Here is a 15,983-nt window from a genome sequence, read left to right as displayed (position 1 = left end):
AGGGGTCGCACGTTAAACACGCGTGGAATTAACCACCATAAACATCAAAATCAAAGTACTTTTTCGCCAGTTTTTCGTAAGTTCCGTCTGCACGCATTTCCGCGAAGGCTTTATTCAGCGCTTCACGCAGTTCGTTATCGTCTTTACGAATCCCCATACCGGTGCCGACGCCAAACAGCTTCTCGTCTTTAATGGACGGACCGCCAAATTTGTAGTCTTTACCCATCGCCGTTTTCAGGAAACCTTCGCTGGCGGCCACTTCATCCTGAAACGCAGCATCAATACGGCCTGCGGTCAGGTCAGAGTAGATATTGTCCTGTCCCTGGTAGGAGACGATTTCAATACCCTGCGGTGCCCAGTGAACATTACCGTACGTTTCCTGCGTGGTGCCCTGCAATACGCCAATGCGTTTGCCTTTCAGCTTCGCGAGATCGGGAACGATGTCGGAGTCTTTCGCCACAACCAGACGAGAATCCGCTGCATACAGCTTGTCGGTGAACGAAATTTCCTGTTGGCGTTTTTCAGTAATTGAGAGAGATGACATGATGGCGTCGATTTTTTTCGCTTTAAGCGAAGGAATCAGCGCGTCCAGTGGGTTTTCAATAAAGACACACTGGGTTTTGATACGCGTACACAGCTCTTTCGCCAGATCGATGTCAAAACCAACCAATTCGCCCTGCGAATTCTTTGATTCGAAAGGAGCATAAGTTGGGTCAGTACCGATGCGGAGTTTTTGCGGAATGGCTGCGAATGCGCTAGAAACGCTGGAGATAGCGAGCACCAGAGAAAGTGATAACACCAATTTTTTCATAATTATCCTCAACAGACTGTCTTTCCTAAGGGATTTATTAGAAGAATACGGTGTCGCTATCGTGCCATTATATGGCACGGCAAGGCAAAGCATTCTGCCCGCCTGCCGGCTTTTTTTGCATGGTTTTTGCTTAACTATGCAGCGTTGCGCCATTTCGGTGCATCAGACGCACCAACTTTAAACATCACACGTATTTATGCACCATTCTGGAAAACCAAAATGGCGCATCGTTTATCCCAAAAACAGCTGCTTTACTCGCCGTAGACGTTAAAGTCGAAATACTTCTTCGCGAGCTTATCGTAGGTACCGTCTTTACGAATTTCAGCAAAGGCTTTGTCGAAGGCCGCTTTCAGCTCGGTATCGTCTTTACGCAGACCGATCCCGGTGCCGTCGCCAAAGTATTTTTTATCTTTAACGGACGGACCGGCGAACGCAAAATCTTTACCGGCAGGCTGTTTCAGGAAGCCTTCGCTGGCAGCCACTTCGTCCTGGAATGCAGCATCCAGACGGCCTGCGGCGAGATCAGAGTAGATCAGATCCTGGTTCTGGTAGGCCACCACATCGATACCCTTAGTGCGCCAGTTGTCATTCGCATAACCTTCTTGCGTAGACCCCTGCAGAACCCCAACGTGTTTGCCTTTCAGAGAGTCCAGCGTCGGCACGATCGGCGAGCCTTTTTTGGCGATCAGACGGGAATCAGCAGCATAGAGTTTGTCGGAGAAAGCAATCTCCTGCTGACGTTTTTCGGTAATGGAGAGAGAGGAGATAATCGCGTCGATTTTCTTCGCTTTCAGAGACGGGATGAGCGCGTCAAAATCGCTGCCAACCCAGGTACATTTGACCTTGATGCGGGTACACATCTCATTACCGAGATCGATGTCAAAACCGACAAAATTCCCTTTCGCATCTTTGGAAGAGAAAGGTGCGTATGTCGCATCAGTACCGATGCGTACAGTCTGGGGAAGCGCTGCGTAAACACTGGATGCCGCGGACAGGCCCAGCAGTAAAGACAGAGCAATAACCGTCTTCTTCATACATTACCCTCAAGTATTCTGATTTTATTTTGTGCTGCGTTGTGTTGTGTGTTGCTGCGAGTTTACTTGCACGTCTTATGCCAGATTTTTAGCGCTGAAAAACAACAGCGTTAAATTTGTTAATGAAACGTTGCAAATTGACCTTAATGGTGAAAGATAGCAGGTCCGCCGAACGAACCGGAGTGTTAACAGGGGAAAAAAGGAATTAAATGTTGAGGATATGATCGCGATTGCAAAAATGCCCTAAAAAAGGGCATCGGGCAATGATGCGCACTATCTGGAGGCATTTCCCCCCTGCCAGCGGATGAACAGATCTTCCGGCAGAGCGATATCAAATTGATCCAGAACGCGGTTCACGGTCTGGTTAATAATGTCATCCAGCGTTTTCGGCGCATGGTAAAACGCGGGGACCGGCGGCATGATAACAGCCCCCAGTTCTGCGGCCTGCGTCATCAAACGCAGATGGCCTAAATGCAACGGTGTTTCACGCACGCACAGCACCAGCGGGCGACGCTCTTTTAACACCACATCCGCCGCACGCGTCAGCAGGCCGTCTGTATAGCTGTGCACAATGCCAGAGAGCGTTTTTATCGAACAGGGCAATACGACCATGCCTGCGGTCTTAAATGAGCCGGAAGAGATGTTAGCAGCGATATCGCGGGCGTCATGCACTACATCCGCCATAGCCTGAACATCACGCAGAGAAAAATCGGTTTCGAGAGAGAGGGTCTGGCGCGCGGCCGGGCTCATCACCAGATGGGTTTCAATGTCCGCCACGTCGCGTAATACCTGCAACAAGCGCACGCCGTAAATCGCGCCGCTGGCCCCTGAGATCCCCACAATGAGTCGTTTCATATCCGTCGCCTTTATCTACACTGAGGCAGACTTTGCCGGATTATGCCAACAGTTGCAACTGATGAGCGCCCCCTCCGGGCGGAGAGGGCGAAAACGGGTCGATTACCCTTCGTTGTGCATCTCTAAGCTTTCGAGATCGTTCTGCATCTGCACGGCTTTCGCATCGTCGTTACGCAGCGAGTCGAGGTAGTCGAGATACCCCTGATCCACGTCTTTGGTGACATAGATGCCATTAAAGACTGAGCACTCGAACTGCTGGATATCCGGGTTTTCCGCGCGTACAGCGTCGATCAGATCGGTCAGATCCTGGAAAATCAAGCCATCAGCGCCGATGATCTGGCGAATCTCATCCACTTCACGACCATGTGCAATCAGTTCGTTCGCGGTCGGCATATCGATACCGTAGACGTTCGGGAAACGAATTTCCGGCGCCGCAGAGGCGAGGTACACTTTCTTCGCCCCGGCTTCACGGGCCATCTCAATAATCTGCTCAGAAGTGGTACCACGTACGATGGAGTCATCCACCAGCAGCACGTTTTTATCGCGGAACTCAGCGCGGTTCGCGTTCAGCTTACGGCGGACGGATTTACGACGCAGTTGCTGACCCGGCATGATAAAGGTACGGCCAACGTAGCGGTTTTTCACAAAACCCTGACGGTACGGCTTGCCAAGAATGCGGGCGATTTCCAGCGCGATATCGCAGGAGGTTTCCGGGATGGGAATAACCACGTCGATATCCAGATCTTCCCATTCACGCGCAATCTTCTCGCCAAGCTTGGTGCCCATATTGACACGCGCGCTGTAGACGGAGATTTTGTCGATGAAGGAGTCCGGACGCGCAAAATAGACGTATTCGAACAGGCACGGGTTGCTGACCGGATTATCCGCACACTGGCGGGTAAACAACTGACCTTTTTCGGTGATGTAGACGGCTTCGCCCGGCGCGATATCGCGCAGGAATTCGAAGCCCAGCGTATCGAGCGCCACGCTTTCTGACGCCACCATGTACTCAGTGCGACCGTCACCAATATCGCGTTTACCCAGTACCAGAGGACGAATACCGTTCGGGTCGCGGAAAGCAACCATACCGTGGCCGATGATCATCGCAACACATGCATACGCGCCACGGATCTGGCGGTTGGTCGCGGCGACAGCGGCGAAAATGTTGTCTGCTTCCAGCGGATAATGGCGGAAATTATCCAGCTCGCTGGCGAAAATATTCAGCAGGATTTCGGAATCAGACGTGGTGTTGATGTGGCGGCGTTTTTCTTCAAACAGCTTTTTACGCAGCTCATGGGCATTGGTCAGGTTGCCGTTATGGGCAAGCGTGATGCCGTAAGGGGAGTTAACGTAAAAAGGCTGAGCCTCGGAGGCGCTGGAGCTGCCAGCGGTTGGGTAACGCACATGGCCGATACCCATGTTGCCCTGAAGACGCTGCATATGGCGGGCTTCGAAAACATCGTTGACCAGACCATTTGCTTTGCGCAGACGGAAACAATTATTTGCATCGATCGTGATGATGCCAGCGGCATCCTGACCACGGTGCTGAAGCACCGTTAACGCGTCATAAATCGACTGGTTGACCGGCATAACACCGGCGATACCGACAATACCGCACATACGTCTTTTCCTCGTTAAGCCACATCTCAGAGCGATTACGCTCTGGGCAAGAAACTTGACGAACTTTGCAGATAGTCAAAGAACCATCTGATGATGAAACTGAATTGTGGGATAAGCTGCGACTTCTGCCAGTCTTCGCTTTTTGACAGGCCCGTAAAGGTATCGAGAAAGAACAGAATGGCGGCGACAATTAGCACCCCGCGTAGCGCGCCAAAACAGATCCCCAACACCCTGTCTGTACCCGACAAGCCGGTTTTCTCCACAAGTTGACCTATCACGTAATTGACGATAGCGCCAACAATCAGCGTCGCGATGAACAGGATGGCGATGGATATCCCATTGCGCACCAGTTCGTCTTCAAAGCCCGTAAACCAGACTGACAGGTAAGTGTAGTAATGACTGGCAACAAAGAAAGCACAACCCCATGTCACCAGTGATAACGCTTCACGAACAAAGCCGCGGATGAGGCTAACCAGACAGGAAAAACCAATCACCGCGATGATGGCGTAATCAATCCAGACCATATGTGTCCCACGATTTACGCCCTGTCATCCAGTTCGGGGCGCATTCTAACAGAAAAAGAAAACGTTTGCGTAGGGATTTCCTTCCCGCGCGTAAATAAAAATGGCGCTGAAAAAATATTCAACGCCATCGGATCTTTAGCCTCTTCGGGCGTGTTTTTGAATTCGTATTTACACCCTCACCCCGGCCCTCTCCCTCAAGGGAGAGGGAGCAAACCATCCCCTCGCCCCCTTTGGGGAGAGGGTTAGGGTGAGGGGGAACAAAACGCACGCTAGTTCGCGCTATACCCCATTACCACACCGCTCAAGCCTGACAGTTGCTTAAGCTCCTCAAGCGACCCCTTGAGTTTATCTTTTGATGCGTCCGGACCGACCAGGATGCGGGTGATTTTACCCTGTACTGGCGTAGTGGGCGCAGTATAAACGCGATAACCTGCACCGCGCAGTTTACCGACAATTTCATTAACTTTGTCAGCGTTCTTAAGCGCACCCAGTTGTACCACCCAGGCTTTACCCACTGGCGCAGACTTATCCGCCGCGGGCGGCTGATCCGCAGGCGGCGTTGCCGCCACCTGTTCTGCGGGTTTCTGTGGCTGTGGCTTGGTCTTCTCAACCGGTTTTGGCTGTTCAACCTGCTTCGGCGCGACGGGTTGCGTTGTGACATCCGGCGTCGTCGCCCCACTGACAGCCCGCCGGGAGGCATCCAGCGACGGCGCTGCCGCCTCGCCAGCCTGGACCTCTTCCGCTGCCCCTTCCGGCGGCTGAGCCGGGAGCGCCTGCGTGGCCGCTGGCATCATATCCGGCTCATCACGATCGCCGGGTTTGGGTACCAGAGGAATGGCGGCGAACTCATCCTGATAATGCTTTTTTTGCCCGTCCAGCAGCCCGGGCAGAATAATCACCCCGAGCGCAACCAGCACAATGGTTCCCATCAAACGGTTCTGAAACTTACTTGCCACCGGTTCTCCCCGCTTCCATCGCTTCCATGACATGTGCCACCGTATGGAATGAACCACACACCAGCACGGTATCTTCTGCTGTGGCCTCCGCCATCGCTACCTGCCAGGCCTGCGCAACGTGTTGATACGCCTTCCCTTGCGGTAAGTGCGCCATCAACTGTTCTGCCGTCGCACCGCGTGGCCCCTCCAGAGGGGCACAATACCAGCTATCGACCACAGGCTCCAGACAGGCGAGCGTTCCGGCGATGTCTTTATCATGCAGCATGCCGATGACCGCCAGCACGCGACCGCGCTTAGGCTCTGCCGCCAGCCGCCCGGCAAGGTAAGCCGCCGCATGAGGATTATGCGCCACATCCAGAATAAGACGTGGGTTTTCAGCCACAATCTGAAAGCGACCAGGCAAAATTGCGCTGGCGATACCGTCACGAATAGCCTGCTCGCTCACCGCCAGCCCACTGGCCCGCAGTGCTGCAAGCGCCGTTGCGGCATTTGGCTGCGGCACCTGCGGCAGCGGTAAACCGCTCAACTCGCCCTGGCCGTCGCGAAAACGCCACTGGCCCTGCTCTACTTCATACTGCCAGTCTACGCCCCGGCGCATCAGCAGAGCGCCTTTTTCCACAGCCACCTCGCCGATGGTATACGGCATATTGCTTTCGCCGACTACCGCCGGTTTACCGCCCCGGAAGACGCCCGCTTTTTCGCGACCGATACTTTCTCTATCTGGCCCCAGCCAGTCGGTATGATCAAGCGCAATGCTGGTTACCACGGCAACATCCGCATCGACCATATTGGTGGCGTCAAGACGCCCGCCCAGTCCCACTTCGAGGATAACAACGTCCAGCTTCGCCTGTTTAAACAGCCATAGCGCCGACAGCGTACCGTATTCAAAATAGGTTAATGAGGTTTCACCGCGCACCGCTTCAATTTCGGCAAAAGAACGGGTGTGGTCGAGTTCCGTCAGCTCCTCGCCCTGTACGCGGACGCGCTCGGTATAACGGATAAGATGCGGCGAACTGTAGACACCCACACGATATCCGGCCGCCAGGAGAATGGATTCGAGAGTACGGCAAGTCGTGCCTTTACCATTGGTTCCCGCAACGGTAAAGACAAACGGCGCCGGTCGCAAAACATCAAGACGCGCTGCAACCTGGCTTACGCGCTCAAGTCCCAGGTCAATGGTTTTGCTGTGCAGGTTTTCCAGATAAGAAAGCCACGCGGCCAGGGGCGACGTGGCTTGCAAAATGCGTTTATTTTCCATGATGCCCGTAGGATGTTTGACGATGTAAAAAGCAAAAGGGCAGCGCCGTGATGGCCCTGCCCTTCGGTATTATCAGGCCTCGGCTTCCTGATCGGGCACCGGGGGCACCACCACGCTTTCACGCGGCGCATCCGGACTCGGTGCTGGCTGATTGGTCAGCTTCGCCAGGATGCTGGCCAGTTTCAGGCGCATTTCCGGACGACGAACGATCATGTCGATCGCCCCTTTTTCAATCAGGAATTCGCTGCGCTGGAATCCCGGCGGCAGTTTTTCACGTACGGTCTGCTCAATAACGCGCGGGCCGGCAAAACCAATGAGCGCTTTCGGCTCGGCAATATTCAGATCGCCCAGCATCGCGAAACTCGCGGAAACGCCGCCCATGGTTGGGTCAGTCAGTACAGAGATATACGGCAGGCCGCGCTCTTGCATCTTCGCCAGCGCTGCGGAGGTTTTCGCCATCTGCATCAGCGACATCAGCGCTTCCTGCATACGTGCGCCCCCCGAGGCGGAGAAACAGATCAACGGGCAGTTATCTTCCAGCGCCTGCTCAACGGCGCGAACAAAACGCGCACCCACGACAGAGCCCATTGAGCCGCCCATAAAGGCGAATTCAAACGCTGCCGCGACAACCGGCATACCATGCAGCGTGCCCTTCATTACCACCAGCGCATCTTTTTCGCCGGTCTCTTTCTGTGCCGTCGCCAGACGGTCTTTGTATTTTTTGGAGTCACGGAACTTGAGCACGTCTTTCGGCTCGAGTTCGCTACCCAGTTCCACCAGTGAACCTTCGTCCAGCAATGTATGCAGGCGGTTACGCGCAGTCATGCGCATATGGTGGTCACACTTCGGGCAGACCTCAAGGTTACGCTCCAGCTCGGCACGATACAGTACCTGGCCGCAGCTATCGCATTTCGTCCACACGCCCTCAGGGATGCTCGCCTTACGGGTGGGGGTAATATTGCTTTTGATTCGTTCAATCCAGCTCATTGATAACCTTTATACATGAACCTGGTAGCCCATAAATGGGGCACATTAAAACATAACAGTTCGCAACTTGGGATAAAAAAGTGGTCGAACCGCCATAGACATCTTATTTTGCCTGTCGCGCTGCCGCTCGACGGTGGCGAATGATCTCAATCACCCCAGGAAGTATAGACACCACGATGATCGCGACAATCAGTAACTTAAGATTTTCCTGCACCATCGGCAGCGTACCGAAGAAGTAGCCAGCATAAGTAAACAGTAGCACCCATAACAGCGCCCCGATCACGTTGAACGCCGCGAAATGACGGTAGGACATATGCCCCATCCCGGCAACGAAAGGCGCGAACGTCCGCACAATGGGGATAAAGCGGGCAAGAATAATGGTTTTGCCACCGTGTTTCTCATAAAACTGATGGGTTTTATCGAGATAGCTGCGACGGAACACTTTCGAGTTCGGGTTGCTAAATAGCTTGTCGCCGAACAGGCGCCCTATCGTGTAATTCACCGCATCGCCGAGAATGGCCGCAACAAGCATCAGCATCACCATAACGTGAACGTTGATATCGTTCGTGGGCAGTGAGGCCAGCGCGCCCGCGACGAACAGCAGCGAATCCCCCGGTAAAAACGGCGTGACCACAAGCCCGGTTTCGCAGAACAAAATCAGAAACAGGATCGCGTATACCCAGATACCGTATTGCGCGACCAGCTCCGCCAGATGAACATCAATGTGCAGAATGAAATCAATAAGAAAGCGAATTACGTCCATATTGTCTATGCCTTGGTTGATTGCGACTAGTCCGCGAGAAACAGCGGACCCATTGGCGGGCGGGGTAAGTTGAAACGGTCCGGGTAATCGACCGACACCAGATACAACCCTTCTGCTCTCGCCGTTGCTGCCGCCAGCGTTCTGTCCTTAGCCGCCAGTAGCTCTGCTATCCAGCTCTCCGGCTGGTTGTTGGCACCCACTTCCATCAGGCTACCGACAATGTTTCTCACCATATGATGTACAAAGGCATTCGCTTTGATATCCACCACCACATACGCACCATAACGCTGAACGTTAATGTGCATCATGTTGCGCCACGGCGTGCGCGACTGGCACTGTACCGCGCGAAACGAGGTAAAATCATTTTCACCCAGCAGACATTGCGCCGCACGCTGCATGCGTTCCGCATCAAGGGGCAGGTGATAATGCGTCACCCCCTGGTTCAGTACCGCCGGGCGTAAACGATGATTGTAGATAACGTAGCGATAACGACGCGCTGTCGCGCTAAACCGCGCGTGGAAATCATCGGGCACATCTTTCACCCAACGTACCGCGATGTCTCCAGGTAAATTCGCATTTACGCCCAGGGTCCAGGCCGCGTCTTTACGTACCGCGCGCGTCTCAAAATGGACCACCTGCCCTGTGGCATGCACACCGGCATCGGTACGCCCGGCACAAAAAACCGTCACCGGCTCATTGGCGACCTGCGACAACGCTTTTTCCAGTTTTTCCTGCACGCTGCGTACTTCTTGCTGACGCTGCCAGCCGTAATACTTACTGCCGTCGTACTCAATACCGAGCGCAATTTTCAACAGCGGTTGTTCAACAACGTCTGACATTAGTACAGGTACTCCTGTACCAGTTTCTCAGCGATTTTCACCGCCATCAGCGCCCCACCAAAACGTACGTTATCTGCCACCGACCAGAACTGAATCTGTTCAGGCAGGCCATAATCGTTACGTACGCAACTGACAGAGAGATGAGCGCTACCGGAAGCATCGCCAACCTGGGTCGGGAATTCATTCTCTTCGGACAGCACAATATCTTCACCGCGGGCAAACGCATCACGGGCCTCTTCTGCCGCCAGTGGACGCAGTGCTTCGAAGCTGACCATCTGCGCGTGGCCATAAAAGACCGGCGCGCGGACGCAGTTCGCGGATATCATCAGCCCGTCGTCCTGCAGAATTTTACGCACCTGGTCCACCAGACGACGCTCTTCCAGAACCGCACCTTCACGGTCCGGCAGAATAGGCAGCATATTGAACGCCAGTTGCCGGCCAAAGAAGTCGTCCTCATCGATCGGAATGCCGTTGAGCAACTTCGCACTTTGCCCGGCAAGGGCATCCACCGCCGGTTTGCCCTGCGCCGACACGGAGAGCAGACTGGTCACGCCAATACGTGACAGGCCACCTTCGTCGATCAGCGGTTTCAGCGCGATCAGCAACTGGCTGGTCAGGCTATCCGGCACGGCAATGAGATTACGATTGCGGTAATCGGCCAGGACAAACGGGTTCACCTCTGGCACAACCAGCGGCACATCCGGCTCCAGCGCGAACAGACCGCTGGTGTCAATCACCAGACAACCGGCGTTGGTGGCTTCTTCAATATTCTCAGCCGTCGCCTGAGCGCCGGCGACAAAGAACGCCAGTTGCGCCTGCGTCCAGTCAAATTCCGCAACATCCTGAACGCGTACGGTTTTTCCGCCAAAACGCAGCGTCTCACCGGCGCTTTCATTACGCGCCAGCGCATACAAATCGCCCACCGGGAACTCACGCTCCGCAAGCGTTTCGAGTAAGGCTTCTCCGACAGCGCCTGTCGCGCCCAGTACGGCAATATTCCAGCCTTCAGACATGGTGATTTACTCCAGAAAAAAGCGTACCCGCCGGAGTATCCGGCAGGTAGCATTAAGATGACATTAACGAATTGGGTGATGGACAGCGTTGAAACCCAGCTTTTGCAGCAGTGTAGCCGCCTGGTCGTCATCACACTGCACATACAGCGATGACCATTCCCGACGCTCAAGATAATTTTTACGCAGCTTGTCGAACTCACCCGGGATGCCCGCCACTTTTCGCAGCAGTGCATCGTCGCGGCGCACATCATACACCAAATGAATGAGTCTTTTTAGGATCGACTGATCGAGCGGGCCGTGCAGCGTAATGCGACCGAACTCTGGCGCAGGCAGCAGCGTATCCAGCGCAACCTGCTGACGTTTGCCGATAAAATCGCTAAACGCTTCGAACACCTGTGTTGTGCCACGTGCTTTCCCTTCCAGCGTGTAGCCAGCGATATGCGCAGTACCGATATCCACTTTTGCCAGCAGCGCCACGTCGAGATCCGGCTCCGGTTCCCAGACGTCAAGGATAACGCTCAGCGGCTGACCTGCCTCCAGACGACGCAACAGGGCGGCGTTATCCACCACCGTGCCCCGGCAGGCATTAATCAGAATAGCGCCAGGTTTCAGGCGGCTAATTACCTCTTCATCCGCCAGATGCCAGCTTTTGTACGGCCCGTCTTTAAACAGCGGCGTGTGGAAGGTCAGCACATCAGCTTCGCGCACCAGGGCGTCGAGCGGCAGAAAATCACCCTCATCGCCACGGTCGGCACGCGGCGGATCGCACAGCAATGTGCGAACCCCCCAGGCTTCCAGGCGCGCCTGCAGACGACCGCCGACATTACCCACTCCGACAATCCCGACGGTGCGGTCGCGCAGATCGAAACCGTCACGTTCGGCCAACAGCATCAGGGATGAGAAAACATATTCCACAACCGCAATGGCATTACACCCCGGAGCGGCAGAAAAACCGATCCCCGCCTGCTGCAACCATTGCTCGTCAACGTGATCGGTACCCGCCGTTGCCGTACCCACGAATTTAATCGGCGTACCGCTGAGCAGCGCTTCATTCACCTTCGTCACGGAACGCACCATCAGCGCATCCGCATCCGCCAATTCCACAGCCGGAATGGGACGACCAGGCACAGCTTTTACCTCACCCAGACGACGGAACAAATCGCCGGCGTAGGGCATATTTTCATCAACAAGGATTTTCACGTTACAGTACCGGTTAGAGAACGGGAGTTAAGCTTTTAAGTGTGCCATAATCTCGCTGCCAGGCATACCTGCAATGCCGCTACACGACGTGCGAGACCCAGAGGATTTCCATGATGCAACCCATTCAGGGCACCCCCGCGCGCCCTCCGGGGCAAGACCCTACGCCCCCTACTTTGGCCGCCGGAGAGCAGCCGTTATCGACAATCCAGCGCACTGTGCTGGAGCGGTTGATTATTCGCCTGGTGGCGCTCACGCAACAGCAGAGCGCCGAAGTCTGGGCCGGAGTTAAACATGATTTGGGTTTGAAGAATGACGCGCCGCTGCTGTCACGCCATTTCCCGGCGGCAGAGCAGAATCTCAACCAGCGTCTGGATACCGCCACGCAGAATCACACCACCCGCCAGGTTATCTCGCAACTGACGGAATTGCTCGGTCAGGGTAATAACCGCCAGGCGGTTAGCGACTTTATTCGCCAGCAGTTTGGTCAGACGGCGCTGAGCCAGCTTACGCCAGAGCAGCTTAAAACGGTGCTGACGCTGCTGCAGAACAACCAGATTTCGGTACCTCAGCCCTTGCAACGCCCGGCGACAGACCGCCCGCTGTTGCCCGCTGAGCACAATTCGCTCAACCAGGCGGTGACCAAACTGGCCGCTGCGACGGGTGAATCCGGTAAATTGATTTGGCAATCTATGATGGAATTATCCGGCGTGAAAACCGGAGAGCTCATCCCGGCAAAACATTTTACCCACTTAATGACCTGGCTGCAGGCGCGTCAGACATTAAGCACCCAGACTTCCCCGACACTGCAAAGCGTGCAAACCGCGCTTAAGCAGCCGCTGGATAATGTTGAGTGGCAAACTATCACCGATTATGCCCGTCAGACCTGGCAGGCCACGCCGCAGACAGTACTGACAACGGCGCAAGTGCAGGACATTCTCAATCAGGTTTTTTTACATCGCGCAGAACGAACATCGGGTGTGCTGGAAGCACGAAATATTCAGCCGATCTACAGCCCGCTTTTCGCGCCGATCATCGAAAGCGTCAAAAACCTCTCAACCCGGCCTGGTCTGTTCCTGGTCGCGTTGCTTATTGCCTTCGCTCTTATCTGGCTGGTTATCTAAAAAAATCCCCTCCGCTGGAGGGGATCGTCGTTAAAGGTTTTCGCCGTTACTTTTAATTGTCTGCTGGTACCACCAGAACGATTTCTTACGGCTGCGTTCAAGTGTCCCGTTGCCTTCGTTATCTTTATCGACATAGATAAAGCCGTAGCGTTTTTTCATTTCGCCCGTACCCGCAGAAACCAGGTCAATACAGCCCCACGGGGTGTAACCCATCAGATCCACGCCATCTTCCACCACCGCCTTTTTCATTTCGCGCAGGTGGCTTTGCAGGTATTCGATGCGGTACTGATCGTTTACCGAGCCGTCACTTTCTTTCTGATCGATAGCGCCGAAGCCGTTCTCCACGATAAACAGCGGCAGTTGATAAAGATCGTAAAAATAGTTCAGTGAATAACGCAACCCCACCGGATCGATCTGCCATCCCCAGTCCGATGCTTTCACATACGGATTTTTCACCAGACTCTTCGTTTCGTCATAGTCCAGTTGCGGGTTATCCGCAGTGGCTTTGGTGGCAAACGACATGTAATAGCTAAAGCCGATATAATCCACACAGCCCCGTTTAAGGATGTGCAAATCTTCGTCGGTAATATCAAGCCTAAAGCCTTTACGGGCGAAGTAATTTAGCAGGTGGCGCGGGTAATAACCGCGAACGTGCACATCGGTAAACCAGTAACGGCGGTGCATCGCCGAGACGGACATCATCATGTCGTCCGGGTTACAGGTGAGCGGATAGACCGGGCACATGGCAATCATGCAGCCAATCTGGAAATCAGGGTTAATCGCATGCCCGGCTTCCACCGCCAGCGCACTGGCGACAAGCTCATAGTGCGCCGCCTGGTACATTACCGGCTCACGATCCTCACCTTCTTTGTATTTAAGGCCCGAGTTGGTAAACGGCGCGAAATCTTCGTGATAATTGGCCTGGTTGTTGATTTCGTTAAACGTCATCCAGTATTTCACTTTGTCTTTGTAGCGGGTAAATACCGTTTTGGCGAAGCGCACAAAGAAATCAATAAGCTTACGGTTACGCCAGCCACCGTATTCAGTGACCAGGTAATAAGGCATTTCGAAATGCGAGAGGGTAATGACCGGTTCAATATTGTATTTCAGACATTCATCGAAGAGATCGTCATAAAACTGCAGGCCGGCTTCATTTGGTTCTAATTCATCACCTTTCGGGAAAATACGTGTCCAGGCAATTGACGTACGGAAACATTTAAACCCCATCTCCGCAAAGAGTTTGATGTCATCTTTATAGCGGTGATAAAAGTCGATGGCATCATGGTTTGGGTAGTTTTTTCCCGGCAAGACGCCATCGGTAATTTCGCGCGGAACGCCGTGCGCCCCGGCGGTCATCACATCAGCGACACTGACGCCTTTACCGCCTTCCTGCCAGCCGCCTTCAAGCTGATGCGCCGCCACCGCGCCACCCCACAGAAAATCTGCTTTAAACCCAGGCATACGTCTCTCCTTTCTCTAAAAAAGTAGTAAAAGAATAACTTACGTACGAAGATAGCCTGACTATAGCAGCAATATAACTGCCTGAGAATATTGCATAAAATTATATGAATGGAATATGTTACACCAATAAAACAATATGTTTTTTCTGTGGTCTGGCGCGTATTTTTAATTATTTCCTGACGACAAAAATAGTATTCGGAATTATGAGAGGTTGCGCTTTTATTATTTCCGGCCCTCATCATGAAGGCCGGAAAAGACGATTATTTTCGAAATGAAATCAGCGTCACCACAATGCCAGTTACCGCCGCAATTGCTGCGGCCAGGAATACCGACGGGTAACCCAGCGAGGTCGCCAGCAGGCCGGTAAGTGGCCCGCTGATACCGTTCGCGATGTCCTGAAATGCCGCATACCCGCCCAGTGCAGTACCGCGAACCTGCGGGGCAACGCGTTTCACCACTTCAACGCCCAACGCCGGGAAAATCAACGAACAGCCACAGCCGGTCAATGCCGCACCTGCCATCGCCACCCAGACGTTCGGCGCCTGCCAGAGCAACAACAGGCCCACCGTTTCCACCATCAACGAAACAGTTGCCACCCGCACGCCGCCAAAGCGATCCGGCATCCAGCCAAACAGCAGACGCATCAGAACAAAGGCACCGCCAAATGCCGTCAGCGTAAACCCGGCCATTGCCCAGCCGTTACTGGCAAAGTAGAGCGAAACGAAGGTACCGATAACCGCGAAACCTACACCCTGTAGCGCAAGGCCAAGGCCCGGCTGCCAGATTTGACCGACCACGCCCCACAGGGAGGGACGTTCCCCCGAATGAGCAGGCGTTTTCTGTACGCCGCCATTAAATGCCCACGCCAGCAGTGGTAAAACCATCGTGATCGCCGCCAGGATGGCAAAACCAAAACGACTATGAATGAGCAGACCGAGCGGCGCGCCGACGGCCAGCGCACCGTAAATTGCCATACCGTTCCAGGACATCACTTTGCCCGAGCGTTTAGGCCCCACCAGCCCCATCCCCCAGGCGAGTGTTCCTGTGAGCAACTGGCTTTCACCAAAGCCCAGAATTAAACGCCCAACAATCAGCAAGCCGAATTTTGCCAGTGCGCTTACCGGTAGCCAGGCCGCCAGCAACCAGGCGACGCCAGCCAGCCCGCAGGCCAACATCCCCTGCAGCGCCGAGCGCTTTGCGCCAAACTGATCGGCCAGACGCCCGGCATAGCCTCGCGTCAGGACGGTCGCCAGAAACTGGATACCGACGGCGATGCCCACCATGGTATTGCCGTAACCGAGTTCGTTGTGCACAAAGAGCGGGATGACGGGCAACGGTAACCCGATGGTCATATAGGTCAAAAAAACGGCAATCACCAGCCGCAGCAACGCATTCGTGCCCGTGCCGGATGAGGAAGAAAGTGTTTGAGTCTCTACAGACATGCATTACTCCGTACCGCAGAGTAAGGCGAGGAAAAAAAGCCACGCCCCCTCCACCTGATGTTCAGGATTAAGGTGCGTTGGATAACGTTAAACGCTTAC

Annotated in this window: 15 protein-coding genes; 1 reads left to right on the top strand and 14 read right to left on the bottom strand. The window is 54.2% G+C overall.

Annotated features, from left to right (window positions below; genetic code table 11):
- Positions 1–28: 28 nt before the first annotated feature.
- From hisJ to pdxB, 12 genes are all read right to left on the bottom strand, one after another.
- Positions 29–811: a histidine ABC transporter substrate-binding protein HisJ gene (gene hisJ, locus MRY16398_RS08110; protein ID WP_039079855.1), complete on the bottom strand. Its 783-nt coding sequence runs from the start codon at positions 809–811 to the stop codon at positions 29–31.
- A gap of 251 nt (positions 812–1,062) precedes the next feature.
- Positions 1,063–1,845 carry a lysine/arginine/ornithine ABC transporter substrate-binding protein ArgT gene (argT, locus tag MRY16398_RS08105; protein WP_039079854.1) on the bottom strand — a complete coding sequence of 261 codons (783 nt, stop codon included), beginning with the start codon at positions 1,843–1,845 and terminating at the stop codon, positions 1,063–1,065.
- Between the two features lie 273 nt (positions 1,846–2,118).
- Positions 2,119–2,700 carry a UbiX family flavin prenyltransferase gene (locus MRY16398_RS08100; RefSeq protein WP_071196206.1) on the bottom strand — a complete coding sequence of 194 codons (582 nt, stop codon included), beginning with the start codon at positions 2,698–2,700 and terminating at the stop codon, positions 2,119–2,121.
- 102 nt (positions 2,701–2,802) lie between these two features.
- Complete coding sequence (gene purF, locus MRY16398_RS08095; RefSeq protein ID WP_039079852.1) at positions 2,803–4,320, bottom strand: amidophosphoribosyltransferase; 1,518 nt, start codon at positions 4,318–4,320, stop codon at positions 2,803–2,805.
- A 35-nt stretch (positions 4,321–4,355) separates the two neighbouring features.
- Positions 4,356–4,844, bottom strand: coding sequence for a colicin V production protein (gene cvpA / locus MRY16398_RS08090; protein WP_039079851.1), 489 nt, complete (start codon positions 4,842–4,844; stop codon positions 4,356–4,358).
- Between the two features lie 269 nt (positions 4,845–5,113).
- Positions 5,114–5,800 (bottom strand): cell division protein DedD, encoded by a 687-nt coding sequence (dedD, locus tag MRY16398_RS08085; RefSeq protein ID WP_125124140.1) that lies wholly within the window; start codon positions 5,798–5,800, stop codon positions 5,114–5,116.
- Positions 5,790–7,058, bottom strand: coding sequence for a bifunctional tetrahydrofolate synthase/dihydrofolate synthase (folC, locus tag MRY16398_RS08080; RefSeq protein ID WP_125124139.1), 1,269 nt, complete (start codon positions 7,056–7,058; stop codon positions 5,790–5,792). Before folC ends, dedD begins: the two co-directional genes overlap by 11 nt.
- 72 nt (positions 7,059–7,130) lie before the next feature.
- Entirely contained in the window at positions 7,131–8,045 is a 915-nt protein-coding gene (accD, locus tag MRY16398_RS08075) for an acetyl-CoA carboxylase, carboxyltransferase subunit beta (protein ID WP_039079848.1), read from the bottom strand.
- Between the two features lie 103 nt (positions 8,046–8,148).
- Positions 8,149–8,808, bottom strand: a complete 660-nt coding sequence (locus tag MRY16398_RS08070) for a DedA family protein (RefSeq protein WP_039079847.1) — start codon at positions 8,806–8,808, stop codon at positions 8,149–8,151.
- 26 nt (positions 8,809–8,834) lie between these two features.
- A complete protein-coding gene (gene truA / locus MRY16398_RS08065) occupies positions 8,835–9,647 on the bottom strand; it encodes a tRNA pseudouridine(38-40) synthase TruA (RefSeq protein WP_039079846.1) in 813 nt (270 codons plus the stop codon).
- On the bottom strand, positions 9,647–10,660 hold the full coding sequence (locus tag MRY16398_RS08060; RefSeq protein WP_071196201.1) for an aspartate-semialdehyde dehydrogenase: 1,014 nt from the start codon (positions 10,658–10,660) through the stop codon (positions 9,647–9,649). Before MRY16398_RS08060 ends, truA begins: the two co-directional genes overlap by 1 nt.
- A gap of 63 nt (positions 10,661–10,723) precedes the next feature.
- Positions 10,724–11,860 (bottom strand): 4-phosphoerythronate dehydrogenase PdxB, encoded by a 1,137-nt coding sequence (gene pdxB / locus MRY16398_RS08055; protein ID WP_125124138.1) that lies wholly within the window; start codon positions 11,858–11,860, stop codon positions 10,724–10,726.
- 113 nt (positions 11,861–11,973) lie between these two features.
- On the opposite strand from pdxB, the gene flk reads away from it, so the two are divergent.
- Positions 11,974–12,981, top strand: a complete 1,008-nt coding sequence (gene flk / locus MRY16398_RS08050) for a flagella biosynthesis regulator Flk (RefSeq protein WP_110294570.1) — start codon at positions 11,974–11,976, stop codon at positions 12,979–12,981.
- Between the two features lie 30 nt (positions 12,982–13,011).
- Here the strand turns inward: flk and MRY16398_RS08045 are convergent, their stop codons facing one another.
- Both MRY16398_RS08045 and MRY16398_RS08040 read right to left on the bottom strand, forming a co-directional pair.
- Complete coding sequence (locus MRY16398_RS08045) at positions 13,012–14,442, bottom strand: 6-phospho-beta-glucosidase (protein WP_125124137.1); 1,431 nt, start codon at positions 14,440–14,442, stop codon at positions 13,012–13,014.
- Between the two features lie 260 nt (positions 14,443–14,702).
- Positions 14,703–15,884, bottom strand: a complete 1,182-nt coding sequence (locus MRY16398_RS08040) for an MFS transporter (protein ID WP_125124136.1) — start codon at positions 15,882–15,884, stop codon at positions 14,703–14,705.
- Between the last annotated feature and the right edge of the window lie 99 nt (positions 15,885–15,983).

Origin of the sequence: Phytobacter sp. MRY16-398 (assembly GCF_003925915.1) — a bacterium.
In the GTDB taxonomy this organism is placed as follows: domain Bacteria; phylum Pseudomonadota; class Gammaproteobacteria; order Enterobacterales; family Enterobacteriaceae; genus Phytobacter; species Phytobacter diazotrophicus.
Note: the sequence above shows the minus strand (reverse complement) of the source record. Positions and strands in the feature narration are given on the sequence as shown.

What these genes read in the sequence shown, in the direction of transcription:
- hisJ (WP_039079855.1), bottom strand. Translation starts at nt 811, where the DNA reads ATGAAAAAATTGGTGTTATCACTTTCTCTGGTGCTCGCTATCTCCAGC.
- argT (WP_039079854.1), bottom strand. Translation starts at nt 1,845, where the DNA reads ATGAAGAAGACGGTTATTGCTCTGTCTTTACTGCTGGGCCTGTCCGCG.
- MRY16398_RS08100 (WP_071196206.1), bottom strand. Translation starts at nt 2,700, where the DNA reads ATGAAACGACTCATTGTGGGGATCTCAGGGGCCAGCGGCGCGATTTAC.
- purF (WP_039079852.1), bottom strand. Translation starts at nt 4,320, where the DNA reads ATGTGCGGTATTGTCGGTATCGCCGGTGTTATGCCGGTCAACCAGTCG.
- cvpA (WP_039079851.1), bottom strand. Translation starts at nt 4,844, where the DNA reads ATGGTCTGGATTGATTACGCCATCATCGCGGTGATTGGTTTTTCCTGT.
- folC (WP_125124139.1), bottom strand. Translation starts at nt 7,058, where the DNA reads ATGGAAAATAAACGCATTTTGCAAGCCACGTCGCCCCTGGCCGCGTGG.
- accD (WP_039079848.1), bottom strand. Translation starts at nt 8,045, where the DNA reads ATGAGCTGGATTGAACGAATCAAAAGCAATATTACCCCCACCCGTAAG.
- MRY16398_RS08070 (WP_039079847.1), bottom strand. Translation starts at nt 8,808, where the DNA reads ATGGACGTAATTCGCTTTCTTATTGATTTCATTCTGCACATTGATGTT.
- truA (WP_039079846.1), bottom strand. Translation starts at nt 9,647, where the DNA reads ATGTCAGACGTTGTTGAACAACCGCTGTTGAAAATTGCGCTCGGTATT.
- MRY16398_RS08060 (WP_071196201.1), bottom strand. Translation starts at nt 10,660, where the DNA reads ATGTCTGAAGGCTGGAATATTGCCGTACTGGGCGCGACAGGCGCTGTC.
- flk (WP_110294570.1), top strand. Translation starts at nt 11,974, where the DNA reads ATGCAACCCATTCAGGGCACCCCCGCGCGCCCTCCGGGGCAAGACCCT.
- MRY16398_RS08045 (WP_125124137.1), bottom strand. Translation starts at nt 14,442, where the DNA reads ATGCCTGGGTTTAAAGCAGATTTTCTGTGGGGTGGCGCGGTGGCGGCG.
- MRY16398_RS08040 (WP_125124136.1), bottom strand. Translation starts at nt 15,884, where the DNA reads ATGTCTGTAGAGACTCAAACACTTTCTTCCTCATCCGGCACGGGCACG.